This is a genomic window from Phnomibacter ginsenosidimutans, from assembly GCF_009740285.1.
Lineage (GTDB): Bacteria > Bacteroidota > Bacteroidia > Chitinophagales > Chitinophagaceae > Phnomibacter > Phnomibacter ginsenosidimutans.
Genome location: NZ_CP046566.1, coordinates 3,617,308 through 3,631,805, shown reverse-complemented (window position 1 = coordinate 3,631,805; position 14,498 = coordinate 3,617,308). Strand labels below are relative to the sequence as shown.

Here is a 14,498-nt window from a genome sequence, read left to right as displayed (position 1 = left end):
CTGAGCTTGCAGGGTGCTAAAGGTTACGTTGCAGCATGATGTTGGTTGGTTTTTGTTCTACATCAGAGAGATTTACTATAGCTCAGCAAAATGTTTTGGTTAAGGAAGGGTTTAAAGAAAGCGTTACTAAATGAGTTTTGAATGGACACCCGATGGGTGAGGTACAAATCTTTAATGAGGCGGAAACGAGTGATGAGTAAACCATCCAGCATACCATTTTTCGCAATTTGTTCAAAGTAGTTGCCCGATATGCTTATGCGGTATTGCATGCTCAACCATTCTTTTATTTGCTTATCAAACCACAGGTTTATTTCGGCGCCAAGCCTTTTAAATACAAATGTTTTGTAATTGCCCAAAGCATCTATATCTGTGATGTACAATCCTTTTGCAAGCACATCTGTCATGGTTACACCTATTACTCGAAATGAGTAAGGTGAAACAGAAAAGCGGAAAGCCTGATTGGGCTGGTATTTTATGCCCGGCGCAAAGGTTAATTCGTAAGGGCTGGCCAATCCGCTGATACGGCCAAGCCCTGTATGATTGGAAAAGTAGTTGCCATCAAATTGGGTAATCAACGGAGAGGAAATGCGAATAACCGAATTGATATTCCACGATGAACTTTTTCCAGTACGCCATGCTATATCGTGCAGTGTATTGATGTTGTCTTGAGCTATTTGTAAATGTGCCGATCTGGTTAAACTCTGTTTTTGTACACTCAGCAGATAGTGCAATTCGTTCGTAGCCGAAAAGCGTTTGTTTGCGGGTTGATAATTGGCATTTACATCTAAGGCTACATCGCCCGAAAGGCTCGATTTATCTGGCAATCCTGAAGGGTCATTGATGCTCAGGTTATTGCCCAGCCCCAAGGATAGATAGACATTAACGTTCCAGTTTTTGGCTGTATTGGCGGATGCTGCTTGCTCAAAAACATCTTGTTGTTTTTTACTTTTTTTGGCTGGCTGTAATTGAAAAAATGAGTCAACCAGACTTTCGATAACAGCTCCTTTTTGAGTGCCGCTATTGTAGGTAAAACGATATTGCCCGTTTTTAAGTTTAAGTGTTGAAACAGGAAGCTTTTCTCCGCCTTTGATGTACAGTGTGTCTTGCGAAAGGAGGCTGCTACTTAAAAAGCAGAGGCATACAACCATGACAATCCATTTCATAGAGGGTATTTTAAACCGCCAAAAACAGAATATGTTTTTGGCGGTTGTGATGCAGAATGTGGTACTGAAAAAAATACAGCTGTGGGGGTAGCTTATTTCAATAGGGTTACATGACCAACATACTCACTCTTTCTCATGAGTTCTACTTTATCTGCAGGCAGCTTTCTGAGCAACTCTTCAGGTATGTCTTTGATTAGGTTGATATTTTTCTCACCAAGTTTTTTCAATTCAGGCTTGCCCTCTTCCTTGGTGCCATTCGGCGCTACCCGCATGCTGCTTGAAATAAGGGAGTAACCTATGATCATGCCATCCCAGCAAGCAAAGCCATCGCATTGATTCATCACAAAATGATAGAAGACATAACGCTTGCCAACTGCCAGGTTTGAAAAATTAGCTGTTGAGCCGGTAAGTGGGCCAATGTATGTATCGCCGTTGCTGTAGTCGCCACTATTATCATTATCTGTTACAATGTACCAGAAGTGGCTGCTATAGGTGGTGCCGGGTACCAATACTCCTGAAGATGGATTAGCCGGGTTGGGCTGAGGTGCAAATGCCGGATTGGGTTTTTGGCAGGCTACTACTTGTGCTGTACTGTTTACCACTTTATCGCCACACTTAATTTGGCTGGTAATGGTATATGTACCAGCAGCAAGTGCTGAACATTTAATGCGGATGCTGTTGGTGCCCTGGCCGCTAAAGCCCCTTACAGCAGGTGAAATACTCCAGTTATAAGTATAACATTTACCATCGTTCATGTTGGGCACTGTGTACACATAGTCGTCCTTGCAATTTCCGCCTACGCACAATGCTCTTGGGCCTGCAATGTCGAACTTTGGCGGAAGATTACAATCGCAACAAACTACTGTGAATACCTTTTGGCTGGTAACACTTTTGCCTCCACAATTAAAAGAAACGGTAAGGGTAATATTGCCTGTGTACCCGGGAGGTATGTTAAAGGAAACGCTGTTGTTGTTGCCACCGCCGGAAGCGCCAGGAGGAAATGGTGAAAAATTGTGACCTACTATTACTCCTGTACAATTGTAGGGCCATTTAAAGGTAACCGTTGTGCCACATCTTGCGGTGTCTGGTCCGCTGATGACTGGCGGTGTAAGGTTGTAGGCACCGTCGCAGCAAAAGCAATCCGGAATATTGGAAATGCCTCTTTGTTGTGTTGACTGTTCAAGACGGGTGGCCGGAGGGATGCGTTCATTTTTTGCATTTTGAGCAATAAGATGAATGCTTGCATTACATAGCATCAATATGAGAGCTATGTATTGAATCATTTTTTTCATGGTGTTTTACTTAGATGAATGAATGCATACTCTGTTAAAGGGTTTTCTGCAATGGCCCGGGTTTGGAAAGTGTTTTGCTGTTTGGCCAACAACACTGCAAAACTGCGCAGCAAGTATTCTTACTGCAATGGGGCATATACGCATTCTTAGTCCTGTTTTTCACAGGTTGCAGCATCCGTTAATTAACGGATGTAAATGAAGTAAAACACCGGTTCCTCTGTGGCTCCTATTTCATTTTCTTTGAATCTTCAGGGCAACGAAACAGAAATCATCGGGCCATGAAAGAAGACTATAAATTGTATATTCAATAAACAACCCTCATTCCTTCGTTATGAAAAAATTACTCTTGGTTACCAACGTACTTACCCTTTGTGTGCTGTACTTTCAGGCGTGTACGCCAGCAGGCAAATGGTTTAAAACCGAAGAAAACGGCAGTTTTATTGTGCCCAGCGACAAAGGTTATGGCAGCTGTTACAATTGTGCAACCGATGATTTGCATTTTCAAACACCAGCGCAGTTTGCCGATGCTATTATGCGGTATGAAAACACCTCAAAACATTTGTATGAACAATACAGGAGAGGCCAGGGTCTCAATGTGCAGGGCAGTATTTCTCCAAACATCAATGCAGCATTTATAGATGCACAAAGCTGTTGGTTTGCAGCAGATACATTGAAGAAATTTATTTGCCTGATGGAAAAATACAGCAAGCAAAAAGGCATTAGTGTTGAAAAATTAGGTGTTCGTTTTTACTATGGCAATTATGCTAACAATGTAAGTGCCTATCGTCCGCACAACCCGGCGTATGAAAATATGCATACGCTTTTTTTGGTACCTACTGTAGATACTTTACTGAAAGACGGCCGGGTACATTTAGATTTCGATCCAAAATCTTCTGCACTCAATGCCGGGCCGGATATTATAACCCTTGCAAAACGTATTGCAGTATCGCCCAATGCTCCGGCATTTGTGCTCACCGGCAATGTATCTAATTTCAATATGAACGAAGGCGACCTTTGCCCTCCTGGTACCGGGTGTAACTCTACGCTGCAGAATGCAAGAAACTTTGCTGGTAATAGCCAATAACATTTATCCATCCATTTATATACACCACACACATGAATGCCATTGACGCAACAAGATGGGTGCTCAATTTTTTTGAGTTCGGTGCAGTAGTAGCAGGATTGCTGTCATGGAAAAAAATAAAGCATACCTACTGGCAATGGCTGCTGGTCTATCTTATAATTGTTTTGGTAAACGAAATGGCGGGTAAATACCTCAACCATATTCATCTTTCGGGCATCAACCAGCAATTGTACAGATACACTGCACCCATTCGCTTTGTGCTTCTGTTGCATGTACTCATGAAGCCTTTGGGCATGCGGATAAGAAACATAGCCAAGCTGATGTTTGCGCTGTATATTATGCTGTTTTTGGCAGAGCAGTTTGTGCTACCCGTATCGTACTTTAAAACCAGTATGCTCTCACTGTTTATTGGGTATGTAACGCTTTTAGTATTATGCATGGCTTATTTGGTGAAGTTGATTCAGTCGGATGCTATCTTGCATTTTCAAACTGATATGCACTTTTGGCTTTCAGTAGGGCTGCTGTTGTTTTACGTCATCTTTATGCCCTTTCATACTGCCAGAACATCGTTGAATAATCATTATCCCGATGTATTTTTAATGTATTGGTATGTGCAAATGGGAGCGGCTTGTATTATGTACGTTTGTTTTACAATCTTATTTGTATGGGGAAAGCCCAGTTAATCATTTTTATTATAGCGGCTACCATAAGTACACTGTCCTTGCTGTCGGGCGTGGTGTATTTTGTTTGGATGTATAAAATGCGACAGTTGGAAACAGACAAGGAATTCATTCGCCTGCAAGAGCAATTTGCAGCTGGCTTAATGGAAAATACCATTGCCACACAGCAAGAAACTATGCAATATATAGGCCGTGAAATTCATGATAACGTAGGGCAAAAACTCACCCTCGCCAGTTTGTATGTACAGCAGCAACTAATTCAGGAAAATGCAAACAGTGAGCGACTTTCAGATATTGGAAAGTTTATTGATGAATCGTTGCGGGATCTTCGGTTGCTTTCAAAAGCACTCAACCACCATACCCACACTGCTGCCAATTTCGCCAGTGTGCTTAGCGCTACCTGCGAGGCAGTTAATAAAATTGGTAAATGCAAAGTTGAGTATGAGTTTGAAGACTTAGGGCTGGTAATTGCTGATACTCACAGACAAGTATTGCTAAGGGTTTTGCAGGAGTTTTTGCAAAACAGTGTGCGGCATGCACAGTGCAGCATCATTTATGTTACTTGTAAATACAGCAACAATCAGGTACAGTTGCTTTTGCAAGACAATGGCATTGGATTTTCGATGACTGCCACACCAAAAGGAGGATCAGGACTGATGAACATTCAGGCAAGGGTAGCATCAATTGGAGGTACTGCTACCTTAAGCTCCAAGCATGGAGATGGCACTTCTTTATTAGTAACTGTAGATATTTAGTTGGTATGATGAAGATTGTATTGGTAGATGATCATTTGTTGATAGCCAGAGCATTGGGCGGAATCATCAGCTCATTTCAGCAGTACGAAGTATTGTATGAGTGTGCTAACGGAATTGAATTGCAACAACGTATGCAGCAGCGAGGAGCCTTGCCCGACATAGTGCTGGTAGACATTAACATGCCCGGCATGAACGGGTATGAAACCACACTTTGGTTAAAAGAAAAACATCCCGAAATAAAAGTGCTTTGCCTGAGTATGCTCGATGATGAACAGAGTTTGCTAAAAATGGTAGAAGCCGGCGCAAACGGTTACATCCTTAAAAATTGTACCCCAGCTCAATTGCAGGAGGCTTTAAAGGCGGTGGCAGATAGTGGTGCTTATTTTCCTGCATGGGCTACCCAAAAAAATAGTGCAATGCCTTCGCCGCGAAAAAACAGGTACGCCTGTATCAACACCCAATATCACCAAACGGGAAATGGAGTTTCTTTGCCTTTGTGCAACTGAACTTTCTTATAAAGAAATGGCGGTGCAAATGAATTGCAGCCCCAGAACCGTAGAAACTTACAGGGATGCACTCATGCAAAAGTTAGATGTAAAAGGCAGGGTGGGTTTGGCCATCTACGCTTTAAAAGCCGGGCTTATGCACTAGTCTGTCCTCACATTTACATTCCTGTTCATTCATTTTCATTCGTGTAAGCTTTTTTACCATTCATCCGAAACGGAGATGCCGGACAGCGGGCATTTATATCTTTGTGATATCAAAATAATATCAATTATGGAAAAGATTATCACACCCCGTTCTGGCTGGTTTACGCTGTTTGTGTCGCTCTTGTTGTTGGCTGCAGCTATCGTTTGTTTTGTGCTGGGCGCCGACGAAAACCCTGCCTTGATAGGCGCTGGTGTTGTAGTGGTGCTGGCATTCACTGTTGCCGTGTCCGGCTTTATTGCCATTGAGCCTAACAGCAGCCGGGTGCTCACCCTGTTTGGTAAATATGTGGGTACAGTGAGCAGCAATGGTTTCTTTTGGGTAAACCCTTTTTTCACCAAAAAGAAAATCAGCCTGCGGGCCAATAACCTCGATACCAAACCCATTAAAGTAAACGACAAGCATGGCAACCCCATTATGATTGGTGCCGTAGTGGTATGGAAAGTAGAAAATGCCTACAAGGCTGCTTTTGAAGTAGACAACTATCAAAGCTTTGTAGAAACACAAAGTGAGGCGGCCATCCGTAAGTTGGCTGGCGCCTACGCCTACGACAACTTTGAACACGATACCGAAGAAATTACGTTGCGCAGCAGCTCTACTGAGGTGAACGATATGCTGGAGCATGAAGTAACAGAACGCTTAGCTATTGCCGGCATACAGGTAATAGAAGCCCGCCTGAGCCACCTGGCCTACTCTACAGAAATTGCAGGAGCCATGCTACAGCGCCAGCAAGCAACCGCCATTGTTGCGGCCCGTGCTAAAATTGTAGAAGGTGCCGTAGGCATGGTGGAAATGGCATTGGAGCAATTGAGCAAAAAGGAAATAGTACAACTGGATGAAGAACGCAAAGCTGCTATGGTGAGCAACCTGATGGTGGTACTGTGTAGCGAACGTAGTGCACAGCCCGTGGTAAATGCCGGAAGCCTGTACTAAGTGAAAAGGCAATGAGTGAATAGGCAATAATGAATACAAACTTTGTGCCCCTTTGTGTGCCTTGCGCCTTTGTGGTTTAAATGTCTGAAGATGGCAAAAGAATCGAAAAAGAATTTTGTATTGCGTTTAGACGCTGCTACTTATCAGCTGCTCGAACAATGGGCGGCTGATGAGTTTCGCAGCATCAACGGACAGTTGGAATATTTGATCAATAAGGCGTTGAAAGATGCAGGGCATATGAAAAATACTTCGCCGCCTGTTACTGCAAAAAAAAACTGAGAAGTAAAAGAGTGTTTCTCATGTACACCAATACGTGTAAGTGAAAAAGTTTGCAGTCGTCAGTTTGCAATTGGCAAGGCAGTTGTATCAATAATAAAAATCCGTGAAAATCCCCTTTTGTCCGCGGCAATCAGCGTCCCATACATCCGCGTCCTATCTATCTGCTTATTTTTCTACTCACCCTTCTAATATCGCCGCTCAGTTGCAGCATCATGTCCAGCTGATCGAGAATGCTTTTGAGGGCCACTAATTTGCCCCGGGTATGGGTTTCCATTTCGCCTCGTTCCAGCTCTTGCCGGCGTTGCTCCAGTAGTTGATTTACCTCATGGCGTATCGCCACTTCTTCCATGCCGGTGGCGGCACCTTCTTGTTGTTGGCCGCCAGTTTCGCCTAAGAAGCTGAGAGCCGTTTGAAGGCGGTTACTGATTTGCCGGGTGATGGGTAAAAAATCATCGAGCCATTCTGTTTCCTGCAGTTCTTGCAGCTCATTGTAGAGTGCAGCCATGTGCGAAGCCAGTGTGTGATTGCTCACCAGCAACTGCTGCCAGTAAGGCGCTTGTTGCTGCATGGCCTTGGGTTCATTAGTCATGCGTTGAAAAGCATCGCTGAAGTTGGCCAAAGAAACATAGAGTTGCTTGCGATGTAATTTGTACTCACTAATGTGCAACTGCTTTCCTTCAAATGCCATGCTGATGTAATCGAACCAACGCTTGTTGTCGTGAATGGTTTGGCGGGTGAGAGCACCTATCTGCAACTTCTCCCAAACAGGTGGTATAAGCAGCGTAAATACAAATGCGATACAAGATCCAATCACCGTATCTATCAACCTGTCTTTGAGCAGCAATGTGAAGTTGCCGGGATTGAGCAACTGCATGGCCAGTACAATAAATACGGTCAACGTTAATACACTGATGAAGTATTTGTGCCGCCAAAAGCTGAACGACAAAATCATGAAGACCAACATGCAGCCGAGCAAAATGCCCGTGTGAGTGGTGCTGTACAAAATGCCGGCGCCAATGGCCACGCCAATAAATGTACCCAGCAAGCGGTCGATGTTTCGCTGGCGGGTGATGGCGTAAGCGGGTTTTAAAATCACCACAATGGTGAGCACCACCCAATAGGCATGGCCAATGGGCAACATTTGCGCCAGCCAGTAACCGGCCAGCATGGCCGTCATCATGCGAATGGAATACCGGAAAATATTGCTTCGCCAGCTCAGGTTGTTGAGCACCTGCCGCCCACTGAAATAACTGGGTACAATAAACCGCTGGTATTCTACTTTTCTACTCAGGTCTATGCCTTTGTGGTAGGTGCTGTATTGCTGCAGCAATGCCAGCTTGTGATACACATCTTCCAAGGCATCCAATGCATGTCGCAGGGTAATGAATGCTTCAATTAAATCGGCATCGAGTATCTCGTGGCGGGATGCTTCAAACAACTGATTGAGCTCTTGAATAGCAGTGGCGGTATCGGGCACCGGCGGATAAGCATTGCCTTCGGCAAAAGCCTGCCCGGTTTGGTTGAGCTCCGTGGCCATGCGCTGCAGCAAGGCATGCATGCGGGGCAACAATGGATGTGTTTGCAAATGCGTTTGCATCAAACGGTAGTTGGGCTGCGAAGCCATCACACTATCAAACAGATCCACCAGATCCAGAAAGGCCAGCAGCAACACTTTACTGGTATGTGTACTTTCTTTAATAATGCTGCGGGTTTTAAACATAATCTCCCGCACATTTTGCTGCGCTGCATTGATGTGTACCTGAGCTTCGGTGAGCTCCTGATAGAGTGCATCGTAGTTGGGTTGGGGCAAGTAGAAACGGGATTTCAGCTCCAGGTATACGGCTGTTTGCTGCATGCACTGGCCCAGCACTTGCTGTACCAGTTTGTAGGGCCGTAAGCGGTAGAGCAAAAGGCTGAGCAGTAAATACATAAGGGCACCGGCAAGCGTCACTAATGCCAGCTCGTTGTACGAATGCACCACTCGGGTTTCATCTACCAGCAGTGTAAGAATGACCAGACTGGCGGTACCAATTTGAGCGGCTCTGTTGCCATACACAGTGATGATGGCAAATGCAAAACCAGCTACTGCAATAAACAAACCCAAAGCCCACGGGTGATGAATTAGTTGACCTGTGATGAGGGTAATGCCCACCACCGAAAGTGATACTGCTACAATACCATTGATGCGGTGGTGAATGGGCCCCGGAAAATCGGTGATGCCTGCTGCCAAAGCACCAATAGCCGCTGCAATGCCCCAGCTATTGTGGCGGAAGTAAATACCCAGCAACACGGGTAGCATAATGCCCACAGTAAGCCGCATGCCTTCGTAGAAATAAAACGAATGCATGAAACGGCGGTACTGCTGCCATTGTGTGGGAAGATTGAACAGTGTCATCTGCGGCAAAGGTGAATGAAATGCGGCAGATGTGTGAATGATGATAGAAGTACTACTGCTGATGGGCTGCGGCCTGCCTGTCGGCAGACAGGGATATGAAAGGCAAGCCCCGACGTCCCGATAGCTATCGGGAGCGGAGCCTGTAATAGCCCGGACTGTAGCTGAAGCTTGTACAGAGGCTCACAGCCCCCAGTGCTGATTTGGTAAATGAGTTGCTTCCCTTTGCTCAGGCATAGCTTTTTTTTGAAGAATGGCAACTACTTTCAGCCAAATTTGTTAGACAAAATACTGCTGTTGCGCTGGCATCAAACCATCGTATCTGCGGATGATGCAAAAAATTATGAGCACACTGATTGAAGTAAAAAACCTGAGCAAACAGTTTAAAGATGTACATGCCGTCAATGGCCTGTCATTTTCCGTACAGCAGGGAGATATCTATGGTTTTTTGGGGCAAAACGGAGCGGGTAAAAGTACCAGCATCCGCATGCTGATGGGGCTGATACAACCCAGCGGCGGCGAAATAAACATGTTTGGCTACCGCATGCCGGAGCATAAAAAAGACGTGCTGCGCCAGATAGGTGCTATTATTGAACGCCCCGATTTGTACAAATACCTGAGTGCTTACGACAACCTGGACATGATGGCCCGGCTGAGTGGCCTCAAACCTACCCGCCAATTGCTGATGGACCAACTGGACAAAGTAGGGCTGGCGGCCCGTGCCCACAGTAAGGTAAAAACCTTTAGCCAAGGCATGAAGCAACGTTTGGGCATTGCCATTGCCATGGTGCACGACCCGCAACTGATTATTTTAGATGAACCTACCAACGGCCTCGACCCGCAGGGCATTGCCGAAATGCGGCACATGATTATTAACCTGCGCAAAGAGCATCAGAAAACAGTGATTGTGAGCAGCCACCTGCTCAACGAAATAGAACAGGTGGCTACGAGGATGATCATCATTGACAAGGGCCGGAAAGTAATAGAAGGCAGCACCAGCGAACTCTTTGACCCCGCAAATACCTTGGTAGAACTGCAAACCAACGATGCAGATGCGGCGGAAAAAATTGGCCATAGTGCATGGGCTGCTCGAATGAAGCAAGAAGCAGATAGCTTGCTGTTTACTCTGCATGCCGATGATGTGCCGGCCTTGGCTAAAGACCTGGTGGCCATGGATATTGCCATCGACAACCTGAGCAAACGTCATTCGCTGGAGAGTTTGTTTTTGACGCTGACAGGGAAGTGACAAGTTGCAGGTTGACAAGTTTATATGTTGACGAGTTGACAAGGAAGCGAACGACAAACAAAAAACAACAAACGAAAAACAACGATCGTGGTATTTACGCTGATACAAATAGAGCTCTATAAAATTTTTCGCAAGCCCCGCACCTACATCGGTTTTGTAGCCATCGCAGTTATTGTAGGGTTGATACAACTGGCCCTGAAAGCCGACGGGCAAACCTGGCTCAAGCTCATGTTTAGTGGCATGGACGACATGTTTGCCATACAAGATGGCAATGTGCTCAATGGCTATTTCGTGTGCTTTTTGGTGCTGAATACGCTGCTCATACAAGTGCCGCTATTGGTAGCACTCGTAACTGGTGATATGGTAGCCGGCGAAGCTAACCTTGGTACGTTGCGATTGCTGCTCACCAAGCCCATTAGCCGATCGGAAGTCATGCTGGCCAAGTTTTCCGCAGGATTGATTTACACATTCATCCTGCTGTTGTGGATGGCCATTCTTGCATTGTTTTTAAGCATGGCCATGTTTGGCACCAGCGATTTGCTGGTGAATAAAAGCTATGCCATCATTCAGTTTTATGTAGATGCCGATGGTGATGATGTGTTCTGGCGATACATTGTAGCATTTGGTTTTGCGTATGCGGCTTTGGCTACAGTGGCAGCCTTGTCATTCATGCTGAGTGTGTTTGCCGAAAACAGCATCGGCCCTATTGTTACCACCATGAGCATCATTTTGGTGTGCACCATCATCAGCACCATGGATTTGCCATTGTTTACAAAAGTCAATCCATTTCTCTTTACCAGTTACATGACTTCATGGAAGGGTATGTTCAACATGGCGGTGGATGAAAACGGCGCAGCTATTCGTGGTTCGGTGTACAGCATCAATGCACTCATGCAGGCCATGGGTGTACTTGTTGGCCATATCGTTTTGTTTTTTGGCGTGGCGCTATATGCCTTTAAAAAGAAAGATATTTTGAGTTGATAGCTTTTCAATTGGAAAAAGGCCTGACGGTATGTGAATACTGTCAGGCCTTTGTATTTGTAGCAAAAATGAGAATGTGTAACGACTGCTGATTTATGCCCGTTTTTTGCGGGTGCGGTTCCACCACATAATGGTACCTGTAATGGGGAAGCTCACACCAAACAAGCACACAATGACCGAAATGATTTTGCCCGGCCAGCCAAAGATGGCGCCTGTATGTACAGGTTTGAATGTGCTGCGTACCCGCTGGCCAAGGTTGCGGTCTTTGTACAAATTGGTTTTAATCACCTGCCCTTTGTATTGATCGATAAACAACTGATCGCTGGCAGTATTGTGCGGTGCATCGGCAGTGAGTGCTGTAAGTGTAAACACATCGGTTGAATCTTTGGGCAATGCAAGGGTGTAGTAAGCGGCATCTTTCAATTGTGCCATGCCTGTTTGCAACGCCTGCTCTGCACCAATGCGTGGTTGTTGCACAGTGCTGTCGCTTTTGGGTGGCTTGGGGCGTTCCATGCTACTGTTGGTTACAGTGTAAATGCCTTTGTTGAACCACTCAAACGACCAGGCCAAACCGGTAAAGCCAAACACAAACAAAAAGATGAGGCTGTAAAAACCAAACACAATATGGAAGTCGTGGTTGAGGCGTTTGAAACCGGCCGTCCATTTTACAGACAAACGTTGCTTAATGAGCAACCGCGTTTTAGGCCACCAAAGTATAAGGCCTGTAATGAGAATAACGAGAAAGAGGATGGTACAAACACCCACAATCATTTTGCCAATATCTTCGCCCAGCAGCCAGCGGTGCAGCGCCATCATGGTATAGAAAAACGTGTCGCGGTAATTGTACAGTTCAATCAACTGGCCGGTGTATGGATTGACAAACGCTGTTTTACGGGCTTCATTGTTGCCGGCGGCAGGGTTGGCATCGCCGGTCTTTTTCTCTTCCTTTTTCTTTTGTACAAAACTGATTTCCACGCTGCGGTCGGCGCCGGCAAACCATTTCACCTGCTGCACTTTGCTGCCTGCTAGTTGTTGTTCAAAGCTGGCAATAATGGCATCGGTGCTCATGGCTTTGCTTTGCACAGGTACATAGTAGCGGTCTTTGTGAAAAGCATGTTGCAGCTCTTCTTCAAACACCAGCACGGCACCGGTGAAGCATACAACCATCACCACCAGGCCGGTGGCAAAACTTAAATACAGGTGAATGCGGCGGAAGAAAACTTTCATGTGGATTGGATAGAAATAGTGGATTAAAATGAATGGCTACGAAGTAATGGTTTTATGACGATTTATTGACTGACGCCCGTTGATAAGCGCTGAGAACGGCGGTGTACCCAAGGCAGGTCTTCAAAAAGTTGTACTTGTAGGCTATACATCATCGATTGAAATTGTTTGTGTAAAAAGGGCGCTATCGGGTTCGGATTTTTCATTGCAAAAAAGCAGCCTAGTAACCAATGAATGATGGACAATCGGGAAAAACGGATTACGGAATTGGAAAACTGCCTACAGGAAATGCATGCCTTTCAATTTTGACAAACTTGTGACGTAGTAAGCTCTTCATTATGATGCCAGTCAGTTTCTGCTGCAGCATTCTATCGTCTTTTGCAGCATGAAGTCTCACGGTTTTGCTGCTTTGGTGGCCCGCTACAATCAGCCGGTGCCCCGTTATACCAGTTATCCTACGGTGCCGTATTGGTACGAACCTTTTACCGCTACTGCGTGGATGCAACGCTGCCGCGAAACCTTTGCTGCCAGCAATCACCGTGAAGGCATCAGCCTCTACATTCACTTGCCTTTTTGCGAAAGCTTGTGTACGTACTGCGGTTGCAACAAAAAAATTACCACCAACCACAGCGTGGAAGATGTATATCTGAAAGCGTTGGAAAAAGAATGGCGGCTCTATCAGCAACAATTGGGTGATGCACCTGTGATTCGGGAATTGCATTTGGGCGGTGGTACACCTACTTTTTTTCGCCGGAAAATTTGCAACGCCTCATGCAGTTTTTGCTGCAAGGCGCTACCCTGCATACCGATGCAGAACTGAGCATTGAAGGCCATCCCAACAATACCACTACTGAACATCTTGCCATGTTGTATGCACTCGGTTTCCGGCGTATCAGCTATGGGGTGCAGGATTTGGATGAAACCGTGCAGCGCATCATCAACCGCATACAGCCGTTGGAAAATGTGGTGCGGGCAACCACCGAAGCCAGACGCATTGGTTTTACTTCCGTCAATTTCGATTTGGTGTATGGCTTGCCCAAGCAACATTTGGCGGGTTTGCAACATACGGTAGAGGAAGTGATTGCATTGCGACCTGACCGTATCGCATTTTACAGTTATGCACACGTTCCTTGGACCAGCCGTGGGCAGCGTTTGTATAACGAACAAGACCTGCCATCAGCTGACGAAAAAATGGCCTTGTATTTAGCAGGCCGCAACATGCTGACTGCAGCAGGCTATGCCGACATCGGCATGGATCATTACGCATTGCCCCACGACCCATTGTACAAGGCTTGGCAAGACGGTAGCCTGCACCGCAATTTTATGGGCTACACCACGCAGCAAACCCGCTTGCTCATTGGCTTGGGCGTTAGCAGCATTAGCGATGCCGGCCACGCCTTTGCACAAAACCACAAGCAACTGGGCGATTACTATGCGAGTATAGAAAAAGGGGAACTGCCTATTTTCAAAGGCTATGAACTGAGCGAAGAAGATGTATTGTTCAGAAAATATATACTCGATGTATGCTGCAAAGGCAAAGTGGAATTCGACACAGCTTTCAGCGATGTGTTGGAAGAACATTGCAAACCTGCTCTACAAGCATTGCTGGCCGATGATTTGATTGAATGGCAACCCAATGGTATTACGATCACAGCTACGGGCAGAAATTTCATCCGCAACATTGCCCGTTGTTTTGATGTGCACTTGCTGCGCCAGCAGGCCGATGCACCTGCCAAACGGTTTAGTCAGGCGGTGTAGCAA

The 14,498-nt window shown here is 45.7% G+C and carries 15 protein-coding genes; 11 read left to right on the top strand and 4 right to left on the bottom strand.

The window, feature by feature from the left end; all coding sequences use genetic code 11:
* Positions 1 to 62: 62 nt before the first annotated feature.
* A complete protein-coding gene (locus GLV81_RS15740; RefSeq protein ID WP_157479720.1) occupies positions 63 to 1,163 on the bottom strand; it encodes a hypothetical protein in 1,101 nt (366 codons plus the stop codon).
* A gap of 92 nt (positions 1,164 to 1,255) precedes the next feature.
* Complete coding sequence (locus GLV81_RS15735; RefSeq protein ID WP_157479719.1) at positions 1,256 to 2,455, bottom strand: hypothetical protein; 1,200 nt, start codon at positions 2,453 to 2,455, stop codon at positions 1,256 to 1,258.
* 331 nt (positions 2,456 to 2,786) lie between these two features.
* Between GLV81_RS15735 and GLV81_RS15730 the strand changes: the two genes are divergently transcribed.
* From GLV81_RS15730 to GLV81_RS15705, 7 genes are all read left to right on the top strand, one after another.
* Positions 2,787 to 3,539: a hypothetical protein gene (locus GLV81_RS15730; protein WP_157479718.1), complete on the top strand. Its 753-nt coding sequence runs from the start codon at positions 2,787 to 2,789 to the stop codon at positions 3,537 to 3,539.
* A 32-nt stretch (positions 3,540 to 3,571) separates the two neighbouring features.
* Positions 3,572 to 4,222 carry a hypothetical protein gene (locus GLV81_RS15725; protein WP_157479717.1) on the top strand — a complete coding sequence of 217 codons (651 nt, stop codon included), beginning with the start codon at positions 3,572 to 3,574 and terminating at the stop codon, positions 4,220 to 4,222.
* Positions 4,204 to 4,974: a sensor histidine kinase gene (locus GLV81_RS15720; RefSeq protein ID WP_157479716.1), complete on the top strand. Its 771-nt coding sequence runs from the start codon at positions 4,204 to 4,206 to the stop codon at positions 4,972 to 4,974. The genes GLV81_RS15725 and GLV81_RS15720 overlap by 19 nt, the downstream gene beginning before the upstream one ends.
* A 5-nt stretch (positions 4,975 to 4,979) precedes the next feature.
* A complete protein-coding gene (locus GLV81_RS15715) occupies positions 4,980 to 5,480 on the top strand; it encodes a response regulator (protein WP_197428547.1) in 501 nt (166 codons plus the stop codon).
* Positions 5,452 to 5,625, top strand: coding sequence for a response regulator transcription factor (locus GLV81_RS21775; RefSeq protein ID WP_197428545.1), 174 nt, complete (start codon positions 5,452 to 5,454; stop codon positions 5,623 to 5,625). The genes GLV81_RS15715 and GLV81_RS21775 overlap by 29 nt, the downstream gene beginning before the upstream one ends.
* A gap of 126 nt (positions 5,626 to 5,751) precedes the next feature.
* Positions 5,752 to 6,615 carry an SPFH domain-containing protein gene (locus GLV81_RS15710; RefSeq protein ID WP_157479715.1) on the top strand — a complete coding sequence of 288 codons (864 nt, stop codon included), beginning with the start codon at positions 5,752 to 5,754 and terminating at the stop codon, positions 6,613 to 6,615.
* A gap of 90 nt (positions 6,616 to 6,705) precedes the next feature.
* Positions 6,706 to 6,894: a type II toxin-antitoxin system antitoxin gene (locus GLV81_RS15705; protein ID WP_157479714.1), complete on the top strand. Its 189-nt coding sequence runs from the start codon at positions 6,706 to 6,708 to the stop codon at positions 6,892 to 6,894.
* A 157-nt stretch (positions 6,895 to 7,051) separates the two neighbouring features.
* On the opposite strand, the gene GLV81_RS15700 is transcribed toward GLV81_RS15705, so the two are convergent.
* Positions 7,052 to 9,289 (bottom strand): FUSC family protein, encoded by a 2,238-nt coding sequence (locus tag GLV81_RS15700; protein ID WP_157479713.1) that lies wholly within the window; start codon positions 9,287 to 9,289, stop codon positions 7,052 to 7,054.
* Positions 9,290 to 9,629: 340 nt separating this feature from the next.
* Between GLV81_RS15700 and GLV81_RS15695 the strand changes: the two genes are divergently transcribed.
* Together GLV81_RS15695 and GLV81_RS15690 are read left to right on the top strand one after the other, a co-directional pair.
* Positions 9,630 to 10,532, top strand: a complete 903-nt coding sequence (locus GLV81_RS15695; protein WP_157479712.1) for an ABC transporter ATP-binding protein — start codon at positions 9,630 to 9,632, stop codon at positions 10,530 to 10,532.
* Between the two features lie 87 nt (positions 10,533 to 10,619).
* On the top strand, positions 10,620 to 11,513 hold the full coding sequence (locus GLV81_RS15690) for an ABC transporter permease (RefSeq protein ID WP_157479711.1): 894 nt from the start codon (positions 10,620 to 10,622) through the stop codon (positions 11,511 to 11,513).
* 93 nt (positions 11,514 to 11,606) lie between these two features.
* Here GLV81_RS15690 and GLV81_RS15685 read toward each other — a convergent pair whose 3' ends face one another.
* Complete coding sequence (locus tag GLV81_RS15685; protein WP_157479710.1) at positions 11,607 to 12,740, bottom strand: PepSY-associated TM helix domain-containing protein; 1,134 nt, start codon at positions 12,738 to 12,740, stop codon at positions 11,607 to 11,609.
* Positions 12,741 to 13,122: 382 nt separating this feature from the next.
* Here GLV81_RS15685 and GLV81_RS20670 point away from each other — a divergent pair, with 382 nt between their 5' ends.
* A complete protein-coding gene (locus tag GLV81_RS20670; protein ID WP_246186062.1) occupies positions 13,123 to 13,557 on the top strand; it encodes an oxygen-independent coproporphyrinogen III oxidase in 435 nt (144 codons plus the stop codon).
* Complete coding sequence (locus tag GLV81_RS15680) at positions 13,509 to 14,495, top strand: radical SAM protein (protein WP_246186061.1); 987 nt, start codon at positions 13,509 to 13,511, stop codon at positions 14,493 to 14,495. The genes GLV81_RS20670 and GLV81_RS15680 overlap by 49 nt, the downstream gene beginning before the upstream one ends.
* Positions 14,496 to 14,498: the final 3 nt, after the last annotated feature.